At 70.0% G+C, this 26,746-nt stretch carries 25 protein-coding genes; 13 read left to right on the top strand and 12 right to left on the bottom strand.

The window, feature by feature from the left end:
• The first annotated feature begins 50 nt into the window (after positions 1-50).
• Together LR948_RS04610 and LR948_RS04605 are read left to right on the top strand one after the other, a co-directional pair.
• Positions 51-704, top strand: coding sequence for an alpha/beta hydrolase (locus LR948_RS04610; RefSeq protein WP_232752791.1), 654 nt, complete (start codon positions 51-53; stop codon positions 702-704).
• A gap of 10 nt (positions 705-714) precedes the next feature.
• A complete protein-coding gene (locus tag LR948_RS04605; protein WP_232752790.1) occupies positions 715-951 on the top strand; it encodes a hypothetical protein in 237 nt (78 codons plus the stop codon).
• A gap of 704 nt (positions 952-1,655) precedes the next feature.
• On the opposite strand, the gene LR948_RS04600 is transcribed toward LR948_RS04605, so the two are convergent.
• The 4 genes from LR948_RS04600 to LR948_RS04585 all read right to left on the bottom strand — a co-directional run bounded on the left by LR948_RS04600 (position 1,656) and on the right by LR948_RS04585 (position 8,067).
• Positions 1,656-2,240, bottom strand: a complete 585-nt coding sequence (locus LR948_RS04600; RefSeq protein WP_232752789.1) for a DUF924 family protein — start codon at positions 2,238-2,240, stop codon at positions 1,656-1,658.
• 105 nt (positions 2,241-2,345) lie between these two features.
• A complete protein-coding gene (locus LR948_RS04595; protein WP_232752788.1) occupies positions 2,346-3,644 on the bottom strand; it encodes an MFS transporter in 1,299 nt (432 codons plus the stop codon).
• 99 nt (positions 3,645-3,743) lie between these two features.
• Positions 3,744-4,793 carry a tRNA preQ1(34) S-adenosylmethionine ribosyltransferase-isomerase QueA gene (gene queA, locus LR948_RS04590; RefSeq protein ID WP_232752787.1) on the bottom strand — a complete coding sequence of 350 codons (1,050 nt, stop codon included), beginning with the start codon at positions 4,791-4,793 and terminating at the stop codon, positions 3,744-3,746.
• A gap of 40 nt (positions 4,794-4,833) precedes the next feature.
• A complete protein-coding gene (locus tag LR948_RS04585; RefSeq protein WP_232752786.1) occupies positions 4,834-8,067 on the bottom strand; it encodes an AsmA-like C-terminal region-containing protein in 3,234 nt (1,077 codons plus the stop codon).
• A gap of 151 nt (positions 8,068-8,218) precedes the next feature.
• Here LR948_RS04585 and LR948_RS04580 point away from each other — a divergent pair, with 151 nt between their 5' ends.
• The 5 genes from LR948_RS04580 (at position 8,219) to LR948_RS04560 (ending at position 13,112) form a co-directional block, all read left to right on the top strand.
• Complete coding sequence (locus LR948_RS04580; RefSeq protein WP_232752785.1) at positions 8,219-8,680, top strand: peroxiredoxin; 462 nt, start codon at positions 8,219-8,221, stop codon at positions 8,678-8,680.
• A gap of 42 nt (positions 8,681-8,722) precedes the next feature.
• Positions 8,723-9,529: a ferritin-like domain-containing protein gene (locus LR948_RS04575; RefSeq protein WP_232752784.1), complete on the top strand. Its 807-nt coding sequence runs from the start codon at positions 8,723-8,725 to the stop codon at positions 9,527-9,529.
• Positions 9,530-9,732: 203 nt separating this feature from the next.
• Positions 9,733-11,043 (top strand): M23 family metallopeptidase, encoded by a 1,311-nt coding sequence (locus tag LR948_RS04570; protein ID WP_232752783.1) that lies wholly within the window; start codon positions 9,733-9,735, stop codon positions 11,041-11,043.
• Positions 11,033-11,584, top strand: coding sequence for a polymer-forming cytoskeletal protein (locus LR948_RS04565; protein WP_232752781.1), 552 nt, complete (start codon positions 11,033-11,035; stop codon positions 11,582-11,584). Before LR948_RS04570 ends, LR948_RS04565 begins: the two co-directional genes overlap by 11 nt.
• A gap of 22 nt (positions 11,585-11,606) precedes the next feature.
• On the top strand, positions 11,607-13,112 hold the full coding sequence (locus LR948_RS04560) for an MFS transporter (RefSeq protein WP_232752780.1): 1,506 nt from the start codon (positions 11,607-11,609) through the stop codon (positions 13,110-13,112).
• Here LR948_RS04560 and LR948_RS04555 read toward each other — a convergent pair.
• From LR948_RS04555 to LR948_RS04540, 4 genes are all read right to left on the bottom strand, one after another.
• On the bottom strand, positions 13,085-13,669 hold the full coding sequence (locus LR948_RS04555) for an HNH endonuclease (RefSeq protein ID WP_232752779.1): 585 nt from the start codon (positions 13,667-13,669) through the stop codon (positions 13,085-13,087). The two genes, LR948_RS04560 and LR948_RS04555, sit on opposite strands and share 28 nt — an antisense overlap.
• Before the next feature lie 184 nt (positions 13,670-13,853).
• A complete protein-coding gene (locus tag LR948_RS04550) occupies positions 13,854-14,519 on the bottom strand; it encodes an alpha/beta hydrolase (protein WP_232752777.1) in 666 nt (221 codons plus the stop codon).
• Positions 14,516-15,151: a DNA-3-methyladenine glycosylase gene (locus tag LR948_RS04545; RefSeq protein WP_232752776.1), complete on the bottom strand. Its 636-nt coding sequence runs from the start codon at positions 15,149-15,151 to the stop codon at positions 14,516-14,518. The genes LR948_RS04550 and LR948_RS04545 overlap by 4 nt, the downstream gene beginning before the upstream one ends.
• Complete coding sequence (locus tag LR948_RS04540; RefSeq protein ID WP_232752775.1) at positions 15,124-15,777, bottom strand: precorrin-6A/cobalt-precorrin-6A reductase; 654 nt, start codon at positions 15,775-15,777, stop codon at positions 15,124-15,126. Before LR948_RS04540 ends, LR948_RS04545 begins: the two co-directional genes overlap by 28 nt.
• Before the next feature lie 75 nt (positions 15,778-15,852).
• On the opposite strand from LR948_RS04540, the gene LR948_RS04535 reads away from it, so the two are divergent.
• Complete coding sequence (locus LR948_RS04535) at positions 15,853-17,058, top strand: MFS transporter (RefSeq protein WP_232752774.1); 1,206 nt, start codon at positions 15,853-15,855, stop codon at positions 17,056-17,058.
• 55 nt (positions 17,059-17,113) lie between these two features.
• Here the strand turns inward: LR948_RS04535 and LR948_RS04530 are convergent, their stop codons facing one another.
• The 3 genes from LR948_RS04530 to cysS form a co-directional block, all read right to left on the bottom strand.
• Positions 17,114-17,884, bottom strand: coding sequence for a squalene/phytoene synthase family protein (locus tag LR948_RS04530; protein ID WP_232752773.1), 771 nt, complete (start codon positions 17,882-17,884; stop codon positions 17,114-17,116).
• Positions 17,885-18,547: 663 nt separating this feature from the next.
• Positions 18,548-20,164 carry a citramalate synthase gene (cimA, locus tag LR948_RS04525; RefSeq protein WP_232752772.1) on the bottom strand — a complete coding sequence of 539 codons (1,617 nt, stop codon included), beginning with the start codon at positions 20,162-20,164 and terminating at the stop codon, positions 18,548-18,550.
• Positions 20,161-21,609, bottom strand: a complete 1,449-nt coding sequence (gene cysS, locus LR948_RS04520; protein ID WP_232752771.1) for a cysteine--tRNA ligase — start codon at positions 21,607-21,609, stop codon at positions 20,161-20,163. Before cysS ends, cimA begins: the two co-directional genes overlap by 4 nt.
• 252 nt (positions 21,610-21,861) lie before the next feature.
• Between cysS and LR948_RS04515 the strand changes: the two genes are divergently transcribed.
• The 4 genes from LR948_RS04515 to LR948_RS04500 all read left to right on the top strand — a co-directional run bounded on the left by LR948_RS04515 (position 21,862) and on the right by LR948_RS04500 (position 24,058).
• Complete coding sequence (locus LR948_RS04515; protein ID WP_232752770.1) at positions 21,862-23,052, top strand: pyridoxal phosphate-dependent aminotransferase; 1,191 nt, start codon at positions 21,862-21,864, stop codon at positions 23,050-23,052.
• On the top strand, positions 23,052-23,393 hold the full coding sequence (locus tag LR948_RS04510; protein WP_370634870.1) for a TfoX/Sxy family DNA transformation protein: 342 nt from the start codon (positions 23,052-23,054) through the stop codon (positions 23,391-23,393). Before LR948_RS04515 ends, LR948_RS04510 begins: the two co-directional genes overlap by 1 nt.
• Positions 23,394-23,483: 90 nt before the next feature.
• Positions 23,484-23,657 carry a YqaE/Pmp3 family membrane protein gene (locus LR948_RS04505; RefSeq protein WP_232752769.1) on the top strand — a complete coding sequence of 58 codons (174 nt, stop codon included), beginning with the start codon at positions 23,484-23,486 and terminating at the stop codon, positions 23,655-23,657.
• On the top strand, positions 23,654-24,058 hold the full coding sequence (locus LR948_RS04500; RefSeq protein WP_232752767.1) for a DUF4112 domain-containing protein: 405 nt from the start codon (positions 23,654-23,656) through the stop codon (positions 24,056-24,058). The genes LR948_RS04505 and LR948_RS04500 overlap by 4 nt, the downstream gene beginning before the upstream one ends.
• A gap of 121 nt (positions 24,059-24,179) precedes the next feature.
• Here the strand turns inward: LR948_RS04500 and ndk are convergent, their stop codons facing one another.
• The gene (gene ndk / locus LR948_RS04495) at positions 24,180-24,602 is read right to left on the bottom strand and encodes a nucleoside-diphosphate kinase (RefSeq protein ID WP_232752766.1); all 423 of its coding nucleotides are present in this window, start codon (positions 24,600-24,602) and stop codon (positions 24,180-24,182) included.
• A gap of 235 nt (positions 24,603-24,837) precedes the next feature.
• Between ndk and LR948_RS04490 the strand changes: the two genes are divergently transcribed.
• A complete protein-coding gene (locus LR948_RS04490) occupies positions 24,838-26,694 on the top strand; it encodes an ABC-F family ATP-binding cassette domain-containing protein (RefSeq protein ID WP_232752765.1) in 1,857 nt (618 codons plus the stop codon).
• Positions 26,695-26,746 lie beyond the last annotated feature (52 nt).

Here is a 26,746-nt window from a genome sequence, read left to right as displayed (position 1 = left end):
GTTGAGGGAAGTCGTCAAGATTTCCCGTATCCAAAGGAGCTTCGCGCCTCATGCCCGAGGTTATTTTTCCCGGACCCGAAGGCCGCCTCGAAGGCCGTTACCACCCGCAAAAGGACCGCGACGCGCCGATCGCCATCGTGCTGCATCCGCATCCGCAGTTCGGCGGCACGATGAACAACAAGGTTGTCTACAACCTGCATTACGCCTTCTACAACATGGGCTTCACCGTCATGCGGTTCAATTTCCGCGGGGTCGGGCGCAGCCAGGGCGAATACGACCAGGGGGTGGGCGAGCTGTCCGATGCGGCCGCCGCGCTCGATTACCTGCAGTCGCTCAACGCCAATTCGAAGCATTGCTGGGTCGCGGGTTTCTCCTTCGGGGCCTGGATCGGCATGCAGCTCCTGATGCGCCGGCCCGAGATCACCGGCTTCATCTCGGCGAGCCCGCCGGCCAACATGTATGACTTCTCCTTCCTGGCGCCCTGCCCCTCTTCGGGCCTGATCGTGAACGGCACCGCCGACCGCGTGGCGACCCCCGGCGACACTCGCCAGCTGGTGGGCAAGCTGCAGGACCAGAAGGGCATCACCATCACCCACGAAGAGATCGAGGGCTCCGGCCATTTCTTCGAGGAGCCGCATATGGAGACCATGATCGACACGGTCACCGGCTACGTGAAGCGGCGCCTGACCGAGACGACGCGGTAAGGCGGCGGCGATGGCCTCCTATATCACCGAGCTCGCCGACCGGCTCGCCCGGGACACCCTGGCGGCGATGGACGCCTCGGGCGAGGACCGGCTGCACGTCGAGGTGGCCGAGGTTCTCGCCGCCGCCTCGACGACGCTCGAGGAGGAATATCTCACCTGCATGCGCGTCCGCCTCGCCGAACGCCGCGGGCGGTCGTTCCTCGAGCGCCGGATCGCGGAGCTGGGAATCGGGGCGAAGAGCGGGTGAGGTGCTGCCGGGCGTGGTGTTTGCCGCGCCTTTGCGGAGAGTGACGGGGCCGTCCGTGAGGGGCGGCCCTTTTTTTTGTGACGGTTGGTCTGGGACGCGGCGCCACCCCGCGCAAGAGAGGGCGCAGGTAGGGGTGAGGCTGAAACCCTGCGCTTCAGCGCGAGCGCCTGCCTCGAGCGACACCACTCAAACCTGCGCCCTACCGCCCTCTCCACCCCCCCCCAACAGAGGGCGCGCGCCGGACCGGGGGCCGGCGCTGCCGACCTCTGAGCAAGGCGCTTTATCCCGGCAAGGTCAGGACCAGAGGCAGGCTAAGCACGCCACCCCAAGGAGCGCCGGCCCATCGGGCCGGTCCGGCGTGCGCCCGGCACCTTCGGTGCTATTCGGGCGCAAGAAGAGCCTTGATTTGGCCCGAGTATCTCAGTGCGAACGCTTGTCATGGACGCCGCGCCCCAAGACGCGCCCTACCGCCCTACCACCCATCCCGAACAAAGGGCGCGCGCCGGACCGGGGGTCGGCGCTGCTGACCTCAAAGCTAAGCGCTTTATCCCAACAAGGTCAGGGCTAGAGGCAGGCTAAGCGCGCCATCCCCAGGAGCGCCGGCCCATCGGGCCGGGCCGGCGCGCGCCCGGCATCTTCGATGCTATTCGGGCGCAAGAAGCGGTCGTTCGGCGTGAGCGGCTTTTGTCCCAACAAGCCCCCCCCTACGCCGCCTTCTCCGCCTGCATCTCGCGCAGGAGCGCGCCGTAGCCGCCGTCCTCGGCGAAGCGCTCCTCCTGCGAGGTCGTCTTCCGGCCGAGCGCGCCATTGCGGTAGGGGAACCGCCCGAAGAGCCGGATCACCTCGCGGTGCACGCGGGCGTGCAGCAGGTTGCTCTCGGCCTCGGGCATCCGCTCCTTCATCAGGCGCACGCATTGCTCCTGGTCGCAGAGGTTCTCCGAATGCATCAAGGGCAGGTAGAAGAACTGCCGCGCCGGCGGATCGATCCTCAGGTCCCACTGCTTGCGGATCGCCTGTTTCGCCGCCGCGAGCGCGATCTGGTCGCCGGCGAAGGCCCGGGCCGAGCCGCGGAACATGTTGCGGGCGAACTGGTCGATCAGGATCACATAGGCCAGCACCCCCGAGGGATAGGTCAGCCAGAGCGCGTGATGGCCCTCCATAGCCGCCTCGTAGCTGGGCCCGAAGCGCCGGGCGATCTCGGCGTCGAGCGCGTCCTCCTGCTTGTACCATCCTTCCGGTCCGACCTCGTCGAGCCAGAAGGCCAATATCTCCTCGGGTCCGGCGGTCATGGCTCCGCTCCCTCGTCCAACATCACTACCCTTCCCCAAGGGTAATCACGCGCGCGCCGGAGGGCACAATCACCTTTTATGTCAACGATGTGACAGGGTTGCGCCTCAGCCCGCAGCACCCGGGCGGGCGGCGGGGGACGCGGGATCCGCGTCCTCCTCGTCGTCGGCCTCGGCCTCGGCGGTCTCGATCGCCCAGTCCTGCGCGGCGCCCATGGCCACCATCGAGGCGGTCGGCATCACCGGGATGTAGTCGTTGGTGTCATCGGCGGTCGGACGGCGCGAGGCGCGCCAGAGCGCGTAGCCCATGAGCATCAGCATCGGGATGGCGATCAGCACGAAGAAGGCCGCGGGCCCCGAAGTGGTCATCAGGAAACCGGTCAGGATCGGGCCCATGACCGCGAAGACGCCGTTCAGGAACTGCAGCCCCGCCGAGGCCGCCGCCATGTCCTCGAACTCGAGGAAGTCGTTGGTATGGGCGATCAGCAGCGAATAAAGCGGGTTGGCCGCGCCGCCGATCATGAAGGCCGCGCCGACCAGCACCAGGAACTGCTCGGAGAAAAGCGAGGCCACCACGGCCGCGGCGCCGCCGACGCCCGCCACGATGGAGATCAGCAGGCGCCGGTCCATGCGGTCGGAGACATAGCCCAAGGGATACTGCAAGATCAGCGCGCCGGTGTAGAAGGCCGCCACGAAGATCGAGGTCTGCGCCAGGCTCAGCCCGGCCTCGGTGGCGAAGACCGCCGCCATGCCGAACTGCGCCGCGAAGACCGAGCCCATGAGCGCCATGCCGACGCAGCCCAGGGGCGAGGACTGGAAGAGCTGGCCCAGCGTCATCCGCTTGGTCGACTCGAAGGCCGGCGTCGGAGAGATGCTCAGAAGGATCGGCGCGAAGGCCAGCGAGACCAGCACCGAGGGGATCACGAAAAGCAGGAAGCCCGACTGGTCCGGCAGGTTCAGGATCGCCTGGGCGGCGATGATGCCGACCATCTGCACGATCATGTAGAGCGACAGCGCCTGGCCCCGGGTCTCGTTGGTCGAGGAGTTGTTCAGCCAGCTCTCGGCGGTGACGTAGAGACCGCAGAAGGCAAAGCCCAGGACCACCCGGCCCGCGACCCAGAAGGGCGCATAGGGCAGCGCGGGGAACAGGATCAGCACCGCCGAGACGATCGAGCCGAGGGCCGCGAAGACCCGCACATGGCCGACCCGCTGGATCATTCGCGGGGTCATCTGCGAGGCGATGATGAAGCCCAGGAAATAGGCCGCCATGACGATCGACATCATGAAGGGCGAAAAGCCCTGCGCCGAGCCCCTGACACCCAGGAGCGAGCCCTGAAGGCCGTTGCCGACCATCAAGAGCGTCATGCCCAGAAGCAGGGCCCAGGAGCTGTTGAATACCTGGATCATGGCGGGTGTCCCCTGTCGTTTCGCCGCCGCCTTAGCGCGATTCTCCGGGGGGTCACAACGGGCCCGCGACAGGGGTCTGTCGCAAACGGCACTTTCGGCTCAGGGGATCAGCAGCGAGGCGTCCCCGTAGGAGAAGAACCGGTAGCGCTCGGCGATGGCGTGGCCGTAGATTTCCAGGATCCGCTCGCGCCCCATGAGGGCCGCCACCAGCATCATCAGCGTCGATTTCGGCAGGTGGAAATTGGTCATCAGCGCGTCCGTCACCCGGAAGGTGAAGCCGGGATAGATGAAGATGTCGGTCTCGCCCGCGAAAGGCGCGATGGCGCCGGTCTCGCGCGCAGCACTTTCGATCAGGCGCAGGGCGGTGGTGCCGACGGGGATGATCCGCCCGCCCGCGGCGCGGGTCGCGGCGATCTCCTCCGCGGCCTCGGCGCTGACCTCGCCCCATTCGGCGTGCATCTTGTGGGTGGTCACATCCTCGACCTTGACCGGCAGGAAGGTGCCCGCCCCCACGTGCAGGGTGACATGGCTGAAGGTGACGCCGCGGGCCTTTAACGCCTCAAGGAGCGGCGCGTCGAAATGCAGGGACGCCGTGGGCGCCGCGACCGCGCCCGAGCGGCGGGCCCAGATGGTCTGGTAGTCCTCCTTGTCGCGGGCGTCGGCGGGGCGCTTGGCGGCGATATAGGGCGGCAGCGGCATGGCCCCGGCCTCGGCCAGGGCGGCGTCGAAATCCTCGCCCGAGAGGTTGAAGCGCAGCCGCGCCTGGCCGTCCTCCTTGCCCTCGAGCGTGGCGGAGAGATCCTCGGAGAAAATCACCTCCTCGCCCTCGCGCAGCTTCTTCAGTGGCTTGACCAGCGCGCCCCAGCTGCCGTCGGCCTGCGGCTCGAGGAGCGTCACCTCGATCCGCGCCTCGGTCGGGCCTTCGGGGCCATCGCGCCGCCGGGTGCCGGAGAGTCGCGCCGGGATCACCCGAGTGTCGTTCAGCACCAGCCGGTCGCCGGGACGCAGCCAGTCGGGCAGATCGCGCACCACCGCGTCATGGGTGGCAGGGCCCTCGGCCACCAGGAGCCGCGCGGAGGAGCGCGGCCGCGCGGGCCGGGTCGCGATCCGGTCCTCGGGCAGGTCGAAATCGAAATCGGAAAGCAGCATCTCGGGCGGGCCTCGGGTGGTCTTCGGTGCGGTCTCGGGATCAGTTCCCCGGGCTCGGCGGCGGGCGCCGGAAGATCTCGCGGAACATGCCGGGTGTGAACACCGAAAGCGGATTGACCGCAACCCGGGGCTCGGCCATCGCGCCGGTCACGTTGAAGTTGAAGCCGAAGAGCCCCTCGCCCGGGCGGGTCAGAAGCTGGCCCACCCCGTTCAGGAAGTAGATCGGCGAGAAGACCCCCTGCACGTCGATCCGCCGGTTGGCGAGGTCGAGGTAGCCGTCGACCGAAATGCCCATCGAGGGGCCGACCGCCGCGGCGCGTTCGATCACCAGCTGGCGCGGGGTCAGGCGGAACTGCGCGTCCACGTCGGAGAAATAGATCCCCGGCCCCTCGAGCTGGTCGATGATGCCGACGATGGAGACCGCGTCGAGCAGCGCGCCCAGGATCGGCGCGTCGCGCAGCCGCGCGTCGCTGACCTTGAGCCGCCCGTCATAGGTGCCGCGCGCGCCCCGGACCGGCACCAGCGTCATGTCGAGCGTCCCGTCGTCGACCTGCCGGAAGAGCCCCGCGGCTTCGAGCACCGCGCCGGCGTTGTCGGATTCCAGCCGGATCGCCGTGCCGCCGTTCTGCGGCACCGCCGCGCCGCTGATCCGCACGCCGTCGCCCTCGAGCCCCGAGGTGAAGCGGCCGTTGAGCCCGCCCGCGACCTGGAAGTCGCCCGAGAGGCCGCGCAGGATGATGCCCTCGGTCACATAGAGCCGGTCGAGCGATACCGAGAGCGGGATCGGCGCGCCGCCCCCGCCGACCGCACCGCCGCTGCCGCCCAGCTCGGCCCGGCGCAGGTCCAGCGTGCCGCCGTTGATCGCGATGGCGGGCGGGCGCCCGGCGCCGCGCGCGCTGAGCGTCACCGCCCCGTCGAACCAGCCGCCCACCGAGACTTCCGGCAGGTCGAGCCGCTGGAAGCCGCCTTCGTCTGAGAGCGCCACGTTGCCCCGCGCCTGCAATCCCGCGCCGGACAGCCGGAGGCCCTCGAGGCTGACGCGCTCGCCAAGGCTGCCCGCAAGCTCGAAGCGGCCCGTCGCCTCGCGCGAGAGGCCCCAGTTGATCGCCGGGATCGAGAGGGCAAGGCCCGCCAGCTCCGAGGTCAGCTCGAAGCGCGGCGGCGTCTCGGGGGCCAGCGTCAGGGTGAAGCGCCCGGGCCCGCTGCCGCGCAGGAAGCCCTCGGGCAGGGTCACGCCGAAGGCCCGCGCGGCGCTGTCGGACAGCGTCACCTCGGCCTCGACCCGGGCGGGCTCGCCCTGTGCCTCGCCGAAGGGCAGCGCGAAGCGGCTCCGGAGCGGCACGTCTGAGAGCGCCGCCTGCCCAGAGACGGTCAGCCCGGTCTCGGTGACCGCCACGTCGAGCCGCTCGGCGGTGAGTGTTCGGTTCGGCACCAGGCTCTCGCTCGTGGCGTTCGCCACGGTGCCGGTGAGGTCGATCTGCATGTCGCGCAGCCGGATGCCGCTGCGGAGCGGCAGCCGCAGGGTGCCGGTCGCCGCGATCTCCCCGTCGATCAGCGCCACGGGGCGGTTGGCGCGCTGCATGACCCGCATCGGGTCGGCGTCGAGAAAGGACAGAAGCGCCGTCACCGAGGAGCGCGTGTCGAGCCGCAGCTCGCCGGTCGCGGGTTTCTGCGAGCCGTCGGCGATCACGAAGGTGCTGCCGCCCAAATCGATCGGCCCGCCCTCGGCGGGATGGGCGGTGCCGCGATCGACCATGACCGCCAGCCGGTCGCCGTGGATCACCAGCTGCCCTTCGGCGGATTCGACCGGCGGCAGGGTCTCGGCGAAACGCACCCGCGCCTCCTCGAAGCGCAGGTCGATGTAGCGCAGGGGCGCCGCGCGGTCGGGCGCGAAACGCAGCGCGATCCTGGCGTCGCGGAGCCGCCCGGTCTCGACATTGGCGAGCACCCAGTTGCGGGTCTGGGGCGCCAGCCGCGCGGGCCAATAGGTGGTCACGATGCCCGGCGTGGTCTCGGCGATCTCGGCGTCGAGCGCGACGCGCCAGCCGTCCTGCCCGGCCTCGGCCCGGCCCGAGGCGCGCAGCGGCATCTCGGGGTCCACCACCCGGAAGCGGCCCAGTTCCAGCCGGAAGGGATCGAGGCTCAGCCGCATGTCGGCCTCGGCGCGGTCGATCTCGAGCGGCGCGCCGAAGATGTCCTGCGGGTTGGTCGAGAGGTCGGCCAGGGTGAACTGCCCGACGAAGGCGCCCTCTTCGGTCAGCGAGACGCGGCCCTCGGCCTCGGCCCGGCCGAAGGCGCTGTCGACCGAGATCTCGGTAAAGCGGAGCTGCCCGGTCTGCGGGATGTAGCCGAAGGCGGTGCGGGCCCCGGCGAAGGCCACGGGCGTCGCCCCCGGCGTCGGCTGCAGCGCGCCCTCGCCGATGGCCAGCGTCACGTCGAGCCCGCCAAGCGCGCCGCTTTCGTCGAGATAGCCGCGCAGGTCGCCCGAGATCGGCGCGCGGATCGCCTCGAGCCAGGCCAGCGCCGGGCTTTGCGTGGCGATGTCGCCCGAGGCCAGCGTGTCGAGGCTCAGCCCGAAGCTCACGTCCTGCGCGCCGATGTCGCTTTCGGCGTCGATCTCGACAAGGCCGAGGCCCGTCTCGCCGCCCAGAAGCGCGATCTCGCCCCTAAGCCGCAGCGCGCCGGCCACCCGTTCGGCGACCAGCGTGCCGCCGTCGGCGGTCCAGCCGCGGCGGGCGCGGGCGTCCTCGTAGCGGAGCGTGATGCCGTCGATGCCGACCCGGTCGAGCCCGTCTAGCCTCGGCGTGCCGAGCGCCTCGTCGATCCGGGCAATCACCGTGGGCAAATCGGGGCGCGCGCCGCCCTGCCCGAGCGTCAGCCCGAGGCTGAGCGCGCCGGCCTCGTCGCGCTCCATGGTCAGGAGAAGCCCCGAGGCCTCGGCCTCTTCCAGCGCGATCTCGCGCGACAGGAGCGCCCGCGCCGAGAGCCCCGCGCGCAGCTCGCCCAGGCTCGCGACCTCGGCGCCCGTGGCCTCGGCCCGGAGCCGCACATCGGTCAGCCCGACCCGCACCAGCCCTTCGGAGAGAAGCTGCAGCCGCAGCGCGCTGAACTCGAGGTCGAAGCCCGGCAGCGCCTCCTCGAGCCGGGTCTCGATACGCTCGCTCAGCCAGCCCGGCGCGTCGATCGGCCGGCCGAGCAGCGCATAGAGGATCAGCCCCGCCATGGCCCCGACCGAGAGGATCAGCCCCAGGCTCCAGCCGCTGACCCGGCCCAAGCGGCCCAGCCATCCCGCTTTCGATTTTTTGCTCTCCGCCACTGGAAGCCACGCCCCGCCGGTTTATCCTCGCGCCTGCGATACATTCACTAGCGCGAAACCGACCACTTTGGGAACGGGGCAGCGCGGTCACGATCAAGAGGATGACAGGATGCCCGAGCGCGGCGAGATGGCCCCCGACTTTACCCTGCCGGTGACCGGCGGCGCCGAGGTGACGCTCTCGGCGCTGCGCGGCGCGCCGGTGGTGCTGTTCTTCTACCCCCGCGACGACACCTCGGGCTGCACCAAGGAGAACGAGGATTTCACCCGCCTCCTGCCCGAGTTCGAAGCCGCCGGCGTGAAGGTCTACGGCATCTCCAAGGACAGCCTCGCGAGCCATGACAAGTTCATGGCCAAGAAGTCGCTCACCGTGCCGCTTCTCTCCGACGAGGCGGGCTCGACCTCGGAGGATTTCGGCGTCTGGGTCGAGAAGAAGATGTACGGCAAGACCTTCATGGGTATCGAGCGCGCGACCTTCCTGATCGACGCCGAGGGGCGGCTCGCCGAGGTCTGGCGCAAGGTGAAGGTGCCGGGCCATGCCGACGCGGTGCTGGAGCGCGTCAAAGAGCTCTGATAGGCCCGCCCGCATCGAAGAAGACGCGGGAGAAGGCGCCTGATGCAGATGAGCCTGGCAGAGATGGCGGTGGACGTGCTGACCACCGCCGACGGACGCGAGAAGACCGCCAAGTCGCGTAGATACGCGGCGGAGTGGCAGGCCGCCCGGGCCGAGGGCAAGGAAGTCCCGCTGGGCGCGGCCCAGCCGCCGCTGCGGCCCGCGCGCCCCGAGGCGCCCGAGCTGCGCGACCCCCGCGACGTGCCCAAGCGCAAGCCCGGCTCCGAGGCCGGGCGCATCGCGCTTCTGCACGCGGTCGCCCACATCGAGCTCAACGCCGTCGACCTGCACTGGGACATCATCCCGCGCTTCACCGGCACGCCGATGCCGCTGGGTTTCTACGACGACTGGGTCCGGGCGGCGGACGAGGAATCCAAGCATTTCAACCTGATGTGCGACTGCCTCGAGGAGGCGGGCAGCCACTATGGCGCCCTGCCCGCCCATGCCGGCATGTGGCGCGCCGCCGAGGACACGGTGGACGACCTGCCCGGCCGGCTGGCCGTGGTGCCCATGGTCCTCGAGGCGCGCGGGCTCGACGTGACACCGGGCATGATCGAGATCTTCCGCAAGGCCGGGGCCGACAGCGCGGTCGCCGCGCTCGAGACCATCTACGCCGAGGAAGTGGGCCATGTGGCCTATGGCTCGAAGTGGTTCCACTACCTTTGCGGGCGCCATGAGACCGACCCGACGCCCGAGTTTCACCGCCTCGTCCGGCGCTATTTCAAGGGCGCCCTGAAGCCGCCGTTCAACGAGGAAAAGCGCGCCGAGGCCGGGCTCGCGCCGGATTTCTACTGGCCGCTGGCGCAGTAGCCCCGCGCTGCACACCGCGAAAATTCCGCCAGACGGCACGCAGAATCGGCGGATTTTCGCCCACACGGCATGAAACCGCCCGTCTGGCCAGCTCCAAAGCCCGAAAAAGTTGCGCTATCGGAAATGTCTTTGTAACCCCTTGCCTCAAGGTGCCGTGAGGGGAAACGAGCGCCGTGATTGGGACGGGAAGAGGACACGGACACTTGCGGACGCAGCTTGTCATCAAGCTCCACTCGACGCTGGAGCGGTACTTTCCTGAACGTCGACTGTTTCTGAAATCCGACACGGATACCCGCTTCATCCGGCTGAGACCGGAAACCCAGGCCATCGCAACGCTGGGCGGCACCGTGGTGGTCGGATGGACGATCATCGCCACTGCCGTTCTTCTGATGGATTCGATCGGCGCTGGAAACTTCCGCGATCAGGCTCTGCGCGATCAGGTGACTTATCAGCAACGGTTGAACGCGCTCTCCGAGGAACGCGACGCCCGCGCCGCCGAGGCCGTGGCCGCGCAGGAGCGCTTCAACGCCGCGCTCGACGAGGTCTCGATGATGCAGTCCGAGCTTCTGGCCGCGCAGAACAAGGTGCGCGAGCTGGAGACCGGGCTCGACGTGGTGCAATCGACCCTCGGCAAGACCATGAAGGAGCGCGAGGCCGCCCGCGAGCAATACGCCGCGCTGAAGGGCGATCTCGAGGCCGAGGGCGGAATGCCCGCCTCGGGCTCGGGCGAGAACGAGACCGTGGCGCTTCTGACCGACGCGCTGTCGCGCACCGCCGCCGAGCGCGACCAGGTGGTCGCCGACGCCGAGGACGCCTTTGTGCGCGCCGACGAGATGCGCACCGAGATCCGGCTGATGGAAGAGAAGAACGACATGATCTTCCGCCAGCTCGAAGAGGCGATGACCGTCTCGGTCAAGCCGCTCGACAAGATGTTCGAGGCCGCGGGCATGGACCCCGACCAGATCATCAGCCAGGTGCGCCGCGGCTATTCCGGCCAGGGCGGCCCGCTGACGCCGCTGTCCTTCTCGACCCGCGGCGAGGATCTGGGCGCCGATGCCGAACGCGCCAACCGCATCCTCAACCAGATGGACCGGCTGAACCTCTACCGGATCGCCGCGCAGAAGGCGCCCTTCGCCTCGCCGCTGCGCGATCCCTTCCGCTTCACCTCGGGCTTCGGCTACCGCTGGGGCCGGTTGCACGCCGGCACCGACTTCGCCGCGCCGCATGGGACGCCGATCTATGCCACCGCCGACGGCACCGTTGTGCATGCCGGCTGGCAGTCGGGATACGGCCGCCTGGTGAAGATCAAGCACGAGTTCGGGATCGAGACCCGCTACGCCCATAATTCCAAGCTCCTGGTCAAGGTGGGTCAAAGGGTCTCGCGCGGGCAGCAGATTGCTGCTATGGGGAATACCGGACGTTCGACCGGCACCCATCTGCATTACGAGGTGCGCGTCGGCGGTAAGCCCGTGAATCCCATGACCTATATCAAGGCTGCGAACGATGTTTTCTAAGAGCAAGATCAACGACCCCGCACCGAAGGCGGACGAGCCGAAACCGTCGTCCGCCTCTGATAGCGCCAAGCCCGCCGCCCCGGACTACAAGTCGGACTTCAAGCCCTCCGCGCCCAAGGCCAAGCCGCCGGCCTCGATCCTTTCGGCCGATCTGCACGTCGAGGGCAACCTGAAGACCTCGGGCGACATCCAGGTCGAGGGCACCGTCGAGGGCGACATCCGCGCGCATCTGCTGACCATCGGCGAAAGCGCCACCATCAAGGGCGAGGTCATCGCCGACGACGTGGTGATCAACGGCCGCATCGTCGGCCGCGTGCGCGGCCTGAAGGTCCGCCTGACCGCCACCGCCCGCGTCGAGGGCGACATCATTCACAAGACCATCGCGATCGAGAGCGGCGCGCATTTCGAGGGCTCGGTGCAGCGCCAGGACGACCCGCTGTCGACCAACAAGGGCAAGCCCGCCGCCGCGCAGGGCCAGGCCGCGGGCGGCCAGTCGCAATCCGCCGCGCCGGCGCAGAAGCCCGCGCAGCAGACCAGCTGATGCGCCCCGGGGTGTCCGCGCCATGACGGACACCGGGACAGATGACGGACGGGCCTCCGCCACGCGGGGGCCCGTTTTCGATTCCGCCCTCTGCACGGCGGGGGCGCGGAAATACCTGCTGGCCGCGGCGATCCTGGCCTCGGCCCTGGGCTTCATCGACGGCAGCGTGGTGGCCATCGCCCTGCCCGCCATGCGCGCCACGCTCGACGCCTCGCTGGTCGAGGCGCAGTGGATCGGCAATGCCTACCTGCTGACGCTCTCGGCGCTGATCCTCCTGGGCGGCGCGCTTGGCGACCGCTTCGGCGTGGCGCGGGTCTTCGGGCTTGGCATCGCGGTCTTCGTCCTGGCCTCCATGGTCTGCGCGGTCGCGCCGAGCCCCGAGCTGCTGATCGGCGCGCGGGCGATCCAGGGCATCGGCGCGGCGCTCATGGTGCCGGGCTCGCTGGCGCTGATCAGCCAGGCCTACCCGCGCGAGGAGCGCGGCCAGGCGATCGGCACCTGGGCCGCCGCCTCGGCGCTGACCACCGCGCTCGGGCCGGTGGTGGGCGGGCTGGCGCTCGACACTTTCGGCGATGCGGCCTGGCGCTGGATCTTCGCGGTGAACCTGCCGCTCGGGGGGCTGGCGCTCTGGCTGCTCTGGCGCTTCGCCTCGGGCGGGCGCACCCAGGAGGACCGCCCGCTCGATGTCCTGGGCGCGGGCCTCGCGACGCTGGGGCTTTTGCTGATCGCCTGGGGGCTCTCGGGCGGCGAAGGCGCGGGCCACGGCGGGCGGCTGCGCTGGGACCTCGCCGGCGCCGGCGCCGCGATCTTCGCGGTCTTTCTTTATTCCCAGGCCCGGGTGCGCGCGCCCATGGTGCCGCTGGGGCTCTTTGCCAACCGCGTCTTCGCGGCGGCCAACCTTCTGTCGTTCTTCCTGTATTTCGCGCTGACGGCGATGCTCTTCTACCTGCCGATGACGCTGATCGCGACCTGGGGCATCAGCCCGCTGACCGCGGCGCTGGCCTTCGCGCCGCTCTCGGTCTTCATCTCGACGCTCTCGCCCTGGGTCGGGCGGCTGGCCGACCGGATCGGCCCGCGCCTGCCGATCGCGGCGGGCTCGGGGCTGGTCGCCCTGGCCTATGGCGCGCTGGCGCTGACGGTGCCGCTGCAGGAGTTCTGGCGCGTCGTGCTGCCCTGCATGGCGCTGGCGGGCCTCGGCATGGCGCTGGTGGTGGCGCCCCTCTCGACGGCGGTCATGGGGGCGGTGGCCGAGGGTGAGACCGGCATCGCCTCGGGCATCAACAACGCGGTGACGCGGGTCGCGGGGCTGATCGCCGTGGCACTGGCCGGGGCCTTGGCCGGGGCGGTCTATGCGTTCTCAGGCGGGACCGAGAGCTTTGCCGCCGCGAGCAGCGGCGCGGACCACGTGAGCGCCACCAACGCGGGTTTCCAGGCGGTTGCGGCAACCGCCGCGGCGCTGTCGGCCGCGAGCGCGCTGGTCGCCTGGCTGGGGCTGAAACCTCAGGCCTCGAGCTCGGCGTCCCAGTAGAGGAAGTCGATCCAGCTGTCGTGCAGGTGGTTCGGCGGGAACTTCCGGCCCATGTTGCGCAGCTCCTCCGCGCCGGGCTGGCGCGGCGGCTTGCGCAGCGTCAGGCCCGAGCGGCGCAGGCTCTTCGAGCCCTTGCGCAGGTTGCAGGGCGCGCAGGCCGCGACGACGTTTTCCCAGCTGGTGATCCCGCCCGAGGCGCGCGGCACAACATGGTCGAAGGTCAGATCGCCCTTCGATCCGCAGTATTGGCAGCGGAATTCATCCCTCAGAAAAAGATTGAAGCGCGTGAAGGCCACGCGCTTCTGGAGTTTGACGAAATCCTTGAGGACGACGACGCTGGGGATCCTGAGGCTCATCGAGGGGCTTCGGACGACCTCGTCGTATTCGGCGATGATGTCCACCCGGTCGAGGAAGGCCGCCTTCACCGCCTCCTGCCAGGGCCAGAGGCTCAATGGGTAATAGGAAAGCGGCCTGTAATCCGCGTTGAGCACGAGCGCGGGATGCTGCCTGAGGCTCCCCGGTTCCCGTACGAAGCTGGTTCTGAAATCGCCGTCCATCTGCGGAGTCGTCCTTCGCCCTGTCTGCTCGTCTCAAGCACCAGGGCGGGACGCCCCGCCCCAGCCACATCTCCACTATATATCGCGTTCGCCACCTGGCAAGCCTCGCAATATACGGTGTCGCTGTGGACAAGTAAGGCGAGTCGGTAACGCCTGCGTAACAGGCAGAGACCTCAGCGCGGGATCAGAAGCCGCATTTGTCGCGCAGGAAGGCCAGCGCCACGCCCAGGCCCTCGGGGTCGATGCCATGGGCGGTGCCCTTCATCACATGGGCGTAGACGTCGGTCCAGCCGGCCTTCTGCAGGGCCTCGGCGGCCTCGGGCAGGCTTTGAGGCGGCACCACGTCGTCCTGGTCGCCATGGACCAGCAGCACCGGCGGGCGGGACACTACCTCGTCGACCAGGAGCTCGGGGTTCAGAAGCCGCCCCGAGAAGCCCGCGATGCCCGCCAGCGCATCCTCGCGCCGGGGGGCGACCTGAAGGCTCATCATGGTGCCCTGCGAGAAGCCGAAAAGCGCCACCTGCTCGGGCATGACGTCCTCGTCGACCATCAGGCTGTCGAGGAAGGCGTCGAGGTCCTGGGCCGCGGCGCGCATGCCCTCTTCGCTGTCCTCCTGGCTGGAGCCGTCGATCCAGGGGATCGGGAACCACTGGAAGCCGAAGGGCGCCCCGGCGCAGGCCTCGGGCGCGTCGGGCGCCACGAAAAGCGTGTCGGGCAGATGTTCGGCCAGGGGATCGGCGAGGCCCAGAAGGTCCGCGCCATTGGCGCCATAGCCATGCAGGAAGACCACGACGGAGCGGATGTCGCCCGATTTGGGCTCCTTGCGTCCGGCTTGCAATACGCGCGTCATGCGATGCCCTCTCGATCCTTTGCCACGTGGTAGTAGGCCCAGAGCGCCCGGGCTGCAACCGATCGCCAGGGCGACCAGGCGCGGGCCATCTCGCGCAGGGGTTTCTCGCGCGGGCGCTCGGGCAGCTCGAAGAGGACCCGCGCGGCCTCCTGTAGCGCCAGGTCCCCGGGCGCGAAGACATCCGCCCGGCCAAGCGCGAACATCGCGTAGATCTCGGCGGTCCAGACGCCGATGCCCTTCACCTCGGTCAGCGTTGCGACGACCTCCTGGGTGGGCGTGGCGCGCAGGGCGGCGTAGTCGATCCGCGCCTCGGCCAGCGCCTTGGCGTAGCGCGCCTTCTGCCGCGACAACCCATGCTCGCGCAGCTCCTCCTCCGAGACCGCGCGGATCGCGCTCTCCTCGGTGAAGCCCGCCGCCTCGAGCCGGCCGCGGATCGCTCGCGCCGAGGCGACCGAGACCTGCTGGCTGACGATGGCGTTCAGAAGCTGGCCGAAGCCGTCGGGTGTCCGCCTCAGCGGCAGGGGCCCGGTCGCCGCCATGGCGCGGGCAAAGCGCGGCTCGGCCTCGGCGAGCCAGGCCGCGCCCTCGGCGACGCAGGCGTCGGTCAGGATGATGCGGCCGATCTCAGCCATGAAAGCGCCTCCTCGGGGGTTCTTGCGCGGGGGCCCGGGGGCGCCGGGCCGCGGGACATCAGGATGACCGTGACGCCGAGGCGGCGGGCGGCCTCGATCTTGGGCCAGCTGCCGCTGCCGCCGGCGTCGCGGGTGATGAGATGTGTGACGCCGAGCCTTTGCATCAGCGCCCGCTCTCCGGCCACGTCGAAGGGGCCCGGCGCGGTCAGGACGCGCGCGCCCCGGACCGGGGGGCGGCCCCCTGCCCCGCCGCGCCGGCGCAGGACCAGATGGCCCCGCCAGCGCGCGAGCGTGGCGTAATCCTCGCCCCCGGTGGTGGCGAAGACGCGGGCGCCCTGCGGCAGATGCCGCAGCGCTTGGGCCATGTCGCGGACGCGGATCCAGCGCGCGCCGGGGCGCGGGACATAGCCCGGCCGCTCGAGCCGCAGGAGCGGCAGCGCCCGGGCGCGGGCAGCGCGCCAGAGCGCCCAGTGGCCCGCGCGGTCGCAGGGGTGGCGGGCGTCGATCACCGCCGTCAGATCCTCGGGCAGCCGCGCCCCGGGCGCCAGCGCGCGGGCCTCCGGCAGCTGCGCCAGAAGCGCCCGCGCCTCCGCGCTGCCCGTGACGATCCCGACGGCCTGCCTCATGGCGCAAGACATATCCCCCTGAGGCGGCAAAGACCACGCCTTGCCGCCGCCCCGCGCGAGGGATAGCAATGCCGCATGACCGATCAGCGCGCCAAGAAAAACGTCGCCGTCCTCGTCGCGGCCCAAGCGATCCTGGGCGCGCAGATGCCCATGATTTTCATCGTCGGCGGGCTGGCCGGCCAGTCGCTCGCGGGTAACCCCTGCTTCGCGACGCTGCCGATCTCGCTGATCATCATCGGCTCCATGGTCTCGGCCTCGCCGCTGGCGAGCTTCATGCAGAGCCACGGGCGCCGGGCGGGCTTTTTCGTCGGGGCCACCGGCGGCGCGCTGGGTGGGGTGATCGGGGCCGCGGGGCTCTGGTTCGCCTCCTTCCCGCTGTTCCTGCTCGGCTCCTTCATGACCGGGATCTATTTCGCCGCGCATAACTTCTACCGCTTCGCCGCCGCCGATACCGCCTCCGAGGCCTTCCGGCCCAAGGCCATCTCCTACGTGCTGGCGGGCGGGCTGATTTCGGCGCTGATCGGGCCGCAGATCGTCAAGCTGACCTCCGAGGCCTTCGTGGTGCCCTTCCTCGGCACCTATGGCGCGGTGATCGCGGTGAACGTGTTGGGCGCGGGGCTCTTTGCCTTCCTCGACATCCCCAAGCCCGCCGCGCCGAGCGCCGAGACGCCCGCCGGGCGCAGCCGGGGCGAGCTGTTGCGCACCCCGCGCATCGCCGTGGCGATCATCTGCGCCATGGTCTCCTACGCGCTGATGAACCTGGTGATGACCTCGACGCCGCTTGCGGTGGTGGGCTGCGGCTTCGCCCAGTCCGATGCCGCCAACATCGTCTCGGCGCATGTGCTTGCGATGTATGTGCCGTCCTTCTTCACCGGCCATGTGATCGCGCGCTTCGGGGTCGAGAAGGTCATCGGGCTCGGCCTCGCGATCCTCGCGGGCGCGGGCATCGTGGCGCTGGCGGGCATGGAGCTCGGCAATTTCTACCTGGCGCTGGTGCTCCTGGGTGTCGGCTGGAACTTCGGCTTCATCGGCGCGACGACGCTTCTGGCGGGCGCCCACCGCCCCGAGGAGCGTGGCCGCGTGCAGGGTCTGAACGACGTGATCGTCTTCGGCGGCGTGGCGGTGGCCTCGCTGGCCTCGGGCGGGCTGATGAACTGCTCGGGCGGCAGCGTCGGCGCCGGCTGGGCGGCGGTGAACCTGGCGATGCTGCCGCTCCTGGCGCTGGCGGGCGGGGCGCTCTTGTGGCGGACGCTGCGGCCGCGCACGCAGGCGGCGGAGTGAGGCTAAGGGTGTGTGGTCGCGCGAGGGGCGCTGATTTGCGCCCCGGCCGGGGCGCTCAGAACCGCCCCAGCGCCTTGAGATAAGCCAGCCGCGCCGCGCTTTTCGCGGGGTTCGGCTCCAGCCGTCCCTCGAGGACCGCCGCGGGGTCCTTCCGCACCGTCTTCAGCACCGGCTCGGCCTCCCAGGTCGCGAGAAACGCCGGGCGCGCCGCTTTCGAGACCTTCGCCCGCCGCGCCTCGGCGAGCCGTTTGAGGCCCTGCTCGGCCAGCTCGGCGAGTTGCCCATGCTCCTCGGAAAGGAGCGGCTGGCGGTTCTTCGCGCGCAGCTCCGGCACCGCGCGCAGGAAGGCCGCGAGCCCCGCCGCATAGCCCGCCCCGAGGGCGGCCTCCTCGTCCACCTCGCCGAGGCTGCGCGCCGCAGCGAGAAGCAGGAGGCCGCCGGTCTCCTCGATGTAGCGGTCGAAATGTTCGCGGTCCTCGAAGGGCTCGGGGTAGAGATCCCAGCGCCGCGCGCCGACCAGCCGGTCGAGCCGCTCCGCCAGCCCCGGCCCGAGCGCCAGCGCCAAGGGCGTGACCACGTCGTGACGCCGCACCACGCCGCCGGCCTCGATCTCGGCCAGCGCGTCGCGCCACCATTGCAGCCGCATCTCGCCGATCATCGGCTCCGAGGTCACCCAGGGCGCCCGGGCGACCTCGAGGTTGAAGGCATAGATCGGGAAGAGCACCCGGCGCGCGGCGACCGGCGCCGCCATGACCGCCCGGAAGCGCGGCGGATCGCCCTTTTCGACCGCCTGGGCGCAGGCCGTGAGATCGTCATCGAAGTCCATGCGGGGCACCTAGCCCCGCGGGCGCCCGGCGAAAAGGGGGTTTGCGTGGGGCGCGCGCTGGGACGGGGCGATTTGGCGCGGGGATGAGTGTCGGGCAGCGGTCGGTCCGTCTGTCTCCCACCCCTCAGCGAGGGCGCGCGCCGGACCGGGGGCCGGCGCTGCTGCACTCGGGGCTACGCACTTTATCCCCACAAGGTCAGGACTAGAGGCAAGCTAAGCACGCCACCCCAAGGAGCGCCGGCCCAAGGGGCCGGTCCGGCGCGCGCCCGGCACCTTCGGTGCTATTCGGGCGCAAGGGGGGCGTGGAATGGAGATGTTGCGTGGAAAGCTGCGCGGCGTGCTTCAATGGGATCAAGGAGACCGGTGCGGTCGCGCGGGTTTGGGCGGGGATCTTCGGATTGTTGTTGTGCAAAATGGTTGATCACATGCTCTGAAGGCAACGTTGGAGCGGTGCTCCCGCCTCTCAGCGAGGGCGCGCGCCGGACCGGGGGCCGGCGCTGCTGCCCTCTGAGCTGAGCACTTTATCCCGGCAAGGTCAGGACTAGCGACAAACTAAGCACGCCACCCCAACAAGCGCCGGCCCAAGGGGCCGGTCCGGCGCGCGCCCGGCACCTTCGGTGCTATTCGGGCGCAAGGGGGGCCGCCGAGCCCCCAAAAACCGCCTTACCCCTGCACCACGTCCCGCGCGAGCTTCCAGCGCACCGCGTCGAGCAGCGCCTCGAAGGAGGCGTCGACGATATTCGCCGAGACCCCCACGGTCGACCAGCGCCGGCCCTCGCCGTCCTCGCTGTCGATCACCACCCGGGTCACCGCCTCGGTGCCGCCCTGGGTGATCCGCACCTTGTAGTCGATGAGCCGCATGTCCTCGATCACCGACTGGTAAGGCCCGAGGTCCTTGGCCAGCGCCTTGGCCAGCGCATTCAGGGGCCCCCGGTCCGAGCCCAGCTCGTCCATCGACTCGCTGACCGAGAGCTTCTTCTCGCCGTCGATCTTCACCACCACGACCGCCTCGGACAGCGACACCATCTCGTTGCGCTTGTTCTTGCGGCGCTCGACGGTGACCCGGTAGCGCTTGACCTCGAAGAAGTCGGGCATCAGGCCCAGCTCCTCGCGGGCGAGCATCTCGAAGGAGCCCTGCGCGGTGTCATAGGCATAGCCCTGGTCCTCGCGCGCCTTGACCCGGTCGAGGATGCGCCCGAGCGCGGGATCGTCGCCCGCCACCTCGAGCCCGGCCTCGGAGAGCCGCCGCTTGAGGTTCGACCGCCCGGCCTGGTTCGACATCGGCACCACCCGGGCATTGCCGACGCTCTCGGGCGCGACATGCTCGTAGAGGTCCGGCGCCTTGACCACCGCCGAGGCATGCAGCCCGGCCTTATGCGCAAAGGCCGAGGCCCCCACGTAGGGCAGCTGCTTCATCGGCACCCGGTTCAGCACGTCGTCGAGCATCCGGCTGATCCGGGTGAGCCCGGTCAGCGCCTCGCGGCTGACCCCGGTCTCGAAACGGCTGGCATAGGGCTCCTTCATCAGGAGCGTCGGCAGGAGCGAGACGAGGTTGGCGTTGCCGCAGCGCTCGCCGAGCCCGTTCAGCGTGCCCTGGATCTGCCGCGCGCCGGCGTCGACGGCGGCCAGCGCCCCGGCCTCGGCCATGCCGGTGTCGTTGTGGGTGTGGATGCCCAGCCTTTCGCCGGGGATGCCGGTGGCGATCAGCTCCGAGACCACCTCTCCGATCACCACCGGCAGCGTGCCGCCATTGGTGTCGCACAGCACCACCCAGCGCGCCCCGCCCTCGAGCGCGGCCTCGAGACAGGCGCGGGCATAGCCGGGGTCCGCGGCATAGCCGTCGAAGAAATGCTCGGCGTCGAAGATCGCCTCGCGGCCCTCAGCGACCACATGGGCGAAGGAGGCGCGGATGTTCTCGAGGTTCTCCTCGCGGCTGATCCCGAGCGCCGCCTCGACGTGGTAGACGTGGCTCTTGCCGACCAGGCAGACGGCGGGCGTGCGGGCGTTCAGGACCGCCGCCAGCACGTCGTCATTGGCCGCCGAGCGGCCCGCGCGCTTGGTCATGCCGAAGGCGGTCATGGTCGCATGGGCGCTTTCCGCGACCTCGAAGAAGGCCGAATCCGTGGGGTTCGCCCCGGGCCAGCCGCCCTCGATGTAGTCGAGCCCGAGCCCGTCGAGCGCCGCGGCGATCTTCTGCTTCTCGGGCGTGGAGAACTGCACGCCCTGTGTCTGCTGCCCGTCGCGCAGGGTGGTGTCGAAGAGGTAGAGACGTTCGGTCATGAGCCCACCTCGGAGAGCTTGCCCGCGTCGAACTCCGCGCCGGGCAGCAGCTCGACGCCCGCCTTGGACATGCGGACCTCGACGCCGGCCTCCTTGAGCTGGGCCTTGAGCCGGTCGACCTCGGAAAAGTCCTTGGTCTGCATGGCTCTTTCTCGCGCGTGCGACAGCTCGAAACCGATCTTCATCAAGGCGTCTGCGGTATCTTCTCCGATTTCACCGGACCAACTTACCCGGACCCTGTGATGCCCATCACTCTTGGATTCCTCAGCTTGGCGAAATTCCTTCGGGATTTCTCCGGCAGGCTCAAGAAATCCCATCATTTCCATAGCATAACGCAATTCGGGCCAACGGTTCTTGTCGGATGCAAGATGCCGCATTTGGTCCAAAGCGCCCCAGGTATCCAAGTCGTTCGAAAGGTACGGCAGAACTGCCCACGCACCTTGAGCGTCGCTGTCGACGTCAGCCACTTTCGCAAACCAGTCGCGAAGCGTCGCCTCCGCCTCGCGCCGCTTCTGCGCCGTCCAATCCATCGGCTTGCGGTAATGCGCCGAGAGCAGCACAAAGCGCACCACCTCGCCGGGGATGCCCTCGTCGAGCAGATCCCGCACGGTGAAGAAATTGCCGAGCGATTTCGACATCTTCTTGCCTTCGACCTGCAGCATCTCGTTGTGCAGCCAGACGTTGGCGAAATGGCCCTCGGGGTGGGCGCAGGCGGATTGCGCGATCTCGTTCTCGTGGTGCGGGAACATCAGGTCGTTGCCGCCGCCGTGGATGTCGAAGCTCTCGCCCAGAAGCGCGCCGGCCATGGCCGAGCACTCGATGTGCCAGCCGGGGCGGCCGCGGCCCCAGGGGCTGTCCCAGCCCGGCAGGCCCTCCTCGGAGGGCTTCCAGAGCACGAAATCCATCGGGTTCTTCTTGTAGGGCGCCACCTCGACCCGGGCGCCGGCGATCATGTCGTCGACCGACCGGCCCGAGAGCTTGCCGTATTGCGCGTAGCTCTCGACGGCAAACAGCACATGGCCCTCGGCCTCATAGGCGTGGCCCTTGGCGATCAGGTCCTCGATCATGGCGACCATCTCGGCGATATAGCCGGTGGCGCGCGGCGCATGGCCGGGCTCGAGCGCGCCGAGCGCGCCCATGTCCTCGAGATACCAGCCGATCGTCTCCTCGGTGATCGCGCCGATCTCGCGGCCGCTCTCCTGGGCGCGGGCGTTGATCTTGTCGTCCACGTCGGTGAAATTCCGCACGTAGGTCACATGCTCGGCGCCGTAGACATGGCGCAGGAGCCGGTAGAGCACGTCGAAGACCACCACCGGGCGGGCATTGCCGAGATGCGCCCGGTCGTAGACCGTCGGCCCGCAGACATACATGCGCACGTTCTTCGGGTCGATCGGGACGAAGGGTTCCTTCGTGCGGGTGCGGGTGTTGTGGAAAGTCAGGTCCATGCGTGCCTCAAGCCTCGGGCGTCTCCTCGGAGGCGGGCTCTAGCAGCTTCGTTTTGCGAAAGGAACGAAAAGACGGCCCGCCGATGGATCAGCAGGAAATGCAGCAGATAATGATGGTTGCCGCTTGCGTCATGGCGCTTCGGTAGACCTTCGCCGGGGCCTTGGCAAGCCTGTTGTGCCCGGCCCGCGGCTTGGGCAAGCTCCGCCCCGACGCTAGGCCCGCCACCAGCCCGCCGCAGAGAAGGATCGCCCATGCCGCCCATCGCGCCCCGCATCGCCCAGATGAACGCCTCCGGCTCGGACGGCTGGGAGCTGTTCCTCAGGGCCCGGGAGATGGTCGCCGCGGGGCGCCCGGTGATCGAGCTGACCATCGGCGAGCACGACGTGCCGACCGATCCCGCGATCCTCGACGCGATGGATGCCGCGGCGCGGGGCGGGCACACGGGCTATGCCATGGTGCCGGGCCATGACGCGCTGCGCACGGCCATCGCCCGGCGCCTCGCCGCGCAAAGCGGCGTGCCCACCGGACCCGAGAACGTGCTGGTCACCCCGGGCGGGCAATCGGCGCTCTTCGCCGCGCATCTCCTGGCCTGCGCGCCGGGCGACGCGGCGCTCTACCTCGATCCGCATTACGCCACCTACCCCGGCACGATCCGCGCCGCCTCGGCCCGGGCGGTGCGGGTCCCGACCGATCCCGCCCGCGGCTTCCTGCCCGACCCCGAGGCCGTCGCCCGGGCCGCCCGGGACCACGCCGCGCGCTCGCTCCTGATCAACACGCCCAACAACCCCACCGGGCGGGTCTACCCCGAGGCCGTGCTGGAGGGGCTCGCCGAGGTCGCCCGCGCCCGCGACCTCTGGATGATCTCGGACGAGGTCTATGACACCCAGGTCTGGCAGGGCGCCCATCTCAGCCCGCGCGCCCTGCCCGGCATGGAGGAGCGCACGCTGGTCGTGGGCTCGATGTCCAAATCCTTCGCCATGACCGGCTCCCGGATCGGCTGGATCGCCGGCCCCGCGCGGGCCATCTCGCATCTGATCGACCTGGCCACGGTCACCACCTACGGCGTGGCGGGCTTCATCCAGAAGGCGGCGCTGGCGGCGCTCGAGGCCGGGCCGGCGTTCGAGCGCGGAATCGCCGCCCCCTTCGCCCGCCGCCGCGAGATCGCCCGCGAGATCCTCGAGGACGCGCCGGGGCTCAGGCTCCTGCCGCCCGAGGGGGCGATGTACCTGATGCTCGACGTGCGGCCGACGGGGCTCTCGGGCGAGGGCTTCGCCTCGGCGCTCCTCGAGGAGGAGGAGATCGCCGTCATGCCGGGCGAGAGCTTCGGCGAAGCCGCGCGCGGGCACATCCGCGTCGCCATGACGGTGCCCGACGCGCAGTTCCGCGCCGCGCTGACCCGGCTGGCGCGCTTCGCCGAGGCGCGGGCCGCAGCGGTGGCCTGATGGCGCGGGTCTCCTCGATCAAGGGCCTGGGCCCGGCCTTCGAGGCCGAATGCGCCCGCGCCGGGATCGAGACCGCCGAGGAGCTGCGCGCGCTTGGCGCCCACGAGGCCTATGCCCGCATGGTCCGGGCCGGCACGCGGCCGCATTTCATCGGTTATTACGCGCTGACCATGGTGCTCATGGGGCGGCCCTGGAACGACTGCCGGGGCGCCGAGAAAGAGGCGCTGAGGGCCCGTTTCGACGCGCTGCGCGCGGCGCGGCCCGCCGACCCCGACGGGCTGCCCGAGACGCTGGCCCGGGCGCTCGACCAGATCGGCGTGCGGGGCGGCAAGGGCGGCTAGGCGCCCCGCGCCCTTGCCCGGCCCACGGGAACCGCCGCCCCGGGCCTCGCGTTTTCGAGACCAAAGGAACCGCAACCCCCGGAGGCTCTCATGGACCTGATCCGCATCATCCTCTCGGTCATCCTGCCGCCGCTCGGCGTCTTCCTGCAGGTTGGCCTCGGCAAGCATTTCTGGCTGAACATCCTGCTCACGATCCTGGGCTATATCCCCGGCATCGTACACGCGGTCTGGATCATCGCCCGGACCGGCCCGCGCAGCGCATGAGCCCCCTGCCGCGCATCGACCCCGAGGCCGAACGCGCGACGCTGGCGCGGGTGGAGGCGGTGGCCCACAGGATGGACCGCGCCTTCCGCCTGCCCGGCACGCGCATCCGGCTGGGCTGGGATTCCATCGTCGGCCTGATCCCCGGCATCGGCGACACGCTGGCCCTGGCGCCGGCGCTTTACATCATCGCCGCTGCCCGGCGGCTCGGCGCGCCTTGGCCGCTGCTTCTGAAGATGAGCGTGAACCTCGGCATCGACTGGCTGATCGGCCTGGTGCCGCTGGCGGGCGACCTGCTGGACGTTGGCTACAAGGCCAACACCCGAAACGCGCGGGCCCTGCGGGACTTCCTCGACCGCCGCGACGAAGCGCGGATGGCGCAGGCGCCGGAAGCGGCGCGCTGAGGTCCGCGCCGCGCCACGCCCGCGCCGGAGCCCCCTGCCCTCACCCATCCCCCAAAAACAAAAAAGGAGCGCCACCGGGGCGCTCCTTTTCGTATCTCCGGTCCGATAACGGACGGCTGGTTCAGCCGACGATCTCGAGGCCCGCGAAGAAGAAGGCGATCTCTTCGGCCGCGGTCTCGGGGGCGTCCGAGCCGTGCACCGAGTTCTCGCCGACGCTTTCGGCGAACTCGGCGCGGATGGTGCCGGGCTCGGCATCCGCGGGGTTGGTCGCACCCATGACTTCGCGGTTCTTGGCGATCGCGCCTTCCCCTTCGAGCACCTGCACGACAACCGGCGCGGAGGCCATGAATTCGCAGAGCTCGTCGTAGAAGGGGCGCTCCTTGTGCACGGCGTAGAAGGTGCCGGCCTGCGCCTTGGACAGCTGGATGCGCTTCTGCGCCACGATGGTCAGGCCCGCTTCCTCGAACTTGGCATTGATCTTGCCGGTGAGGTTGCGCTTGGTCGCGTCGGGTTTGATGATCGACAGGGTACGTTCGATAGCCATGATCGCCTCTCTGGGGTCTGTCCCGGCGGCGGATCCGCGCGGGAATCTAAAAATCGAGGCTGCGCTTATCACGGGCGGGAGGGCTTGCAAACATGTCGCGCGCCCGCGCGGCGGCGCGCGTCGGGTGGGCGCGCGGGCGGGCCCGGGCCTCTCGCGCCGACCCCAAGGCCCCCTGACGCGAAGACCCCGCGAAAGCCCGCTTCCCCAGCCGCGCGGCCTTTGTTAAGGCCCGCGCATGCTCAGCCTGACCGATCTTTCTTTCGCCATGGACGGCCGCCCGCTTTTCGAGGGCGCGACCGCGACGATTCCCGCCGGCCACAAGGTCGGCCTCGTGGGGGCCAACGGCACCGGCAAGACCACGCTCTTCCGGCTGATCCGGGGCGAGCTGACCGCCGACGGCGGCGAGATCGAGCTGCCGCGCGGCGCCCGCATCGGCGGTGTCGCCCAGGAGGCCCCGGCCACCGAGGAAAGCCTGATCGACACCGTGCTGGCCGCCGACAGCGAGCGCGCCGCGCTCATGGCCGAGGCCGAGACCGCCACCGACGGCCGCCGCATCGCCGAGGTGCAGACCCGGCTTGCCGATATCGACGCGTGGTCCGCCGAGGCCCGCGCCGCCACCATCCTCAAGGGCCTGGGCTTCGACGAGGACCAGCAACAGATGCCCTGTTCGGCCTTCTCGGGCGGCTGGCGGATGCGCGTGGCGCTGGCCGGGGTGCTCTTTGCCGCGCCGGATCTTCTGCTGCTCGACGAGCCGACGAACTACCTCGACCTCGAAGGCGCGCTCTGGCTCGAAAGCTACCTCGCGCGCTATCCGCACACGGTCATCGTGATCAGCCACGACCGCGGGCTTCTGAACCGCGCGGTCGGCGCGATCCTGCATCTCTCGGAGAAGCGGCTCACTTTCTACCAGGGCCCCTACGACCAGTTCGCCCGCCAGCGCGCCGAGAAGCGCGCCCATCTCGAAGCCGCCGCCAAGAAGCAGGAGGCCCGGCGCGCGCATCTGCAATCCTATGTCGACCGCTTCCGCTACAAGGCCGACAAGGCCCGGCAGGCGCAGTCGCGGATCAAGATGATCGAGAAGATGGAGAGCATCACCCTGCCCGAGGATGCCGAGCGGCGGGTCTTCACCTTCCCCGCGCCCGAGGAGCTGTCGCCGCCGATCGTGCATCTCGAGGGCGGCGCCACCGGCTACGGCGAGACCCAGGTGCTGGGCCGGCTGAACCTGCGCATCGACCAGGACGACCGGATCGCGCTTCTGGGCAAGAACGGCGAGGGCAAGTCGACGCTGTCGAAGCTCCTCTCGGACCGGCTGCCGCTCTTCGAGGGCAAGCAGACCCGCGCCTCGAAGCTGCGGATCGGCTATTTCGCCCAGCACCAGGTCGACGAGCTGCGCCTCGAGGAGACGCCGCTGGAGCATCTCGGGCGCGAGCGTCCGGGCGAGGCCCCGGCCAAGCTGCGCGCGAGGCTCGCGGGCTTCGGGCTGCAGGCGGCCCAGGCCGACACCGTGGTGGGCCGGCTCTCGGGCGGGCAGAAGGCGCGGCTGTCGCTCCTCCTCGCGACGCTCGACGCGCCGCATATGCTAATCCTCGACGAGCCGACCAACCACCTCGACATCGAGAGCCGCGAGGCGCTGATCGAGGCGCTGAACGCCTATACCGGCGCGGTGATCCTGGTCAGCCACGACATGCATTTGCTGAGCCTCGTGGCCGACCGGCTCTGGCTCGTGGGCGGCGGCACGGTGGAGCCCTACGAGGGCGACCTCGAGAGCTACCGCAAGCTCCTGCTGGGCCAGGACCAGAAGCCGCAGAAACCGGGCAAGCAGCGGGCGGCCAAGCCCGAGAAACCCTCGCGCGATGCGATCCTGGCGCTGCGCTCGGACGTGCGCAAATGCGAGGCCCGGGTCGAGAAGATCGAGGAGATGCGCGAGAAGCTCGCCGCAAAGCTCGCCGATCCCGACCTCTACGAGACCGCGCGGGCGGGCGAGCTGGAGACCTGGAACCGCAAATACGCCGAGATCATGGAAGGCCTCGAACGCGCCGAGGCTCTGTGGCTGAGCGCGCAGGAAAAGCTGGAGGCCGCGGAAAGCGCCTGAGGCTCGGGGGCGGGGCCCCTGCCCCGTGACCTTCGCAGGATGAGCCTAGCGC

Source organism: Roseivivax sp. GX 12232, assembly GCF_021272185.1.
Lineage (GTDB): Bacteria > Pseudomonadota > Alphaproteobacteria > Rhodobacterales > Rhodobacteraceae > Roseivivax.
The sequence above is the reverse complement of the archived record's forward strand: the minus strand, read 5'-3'. Positions and strand labels throughout refer to the sequence as shown.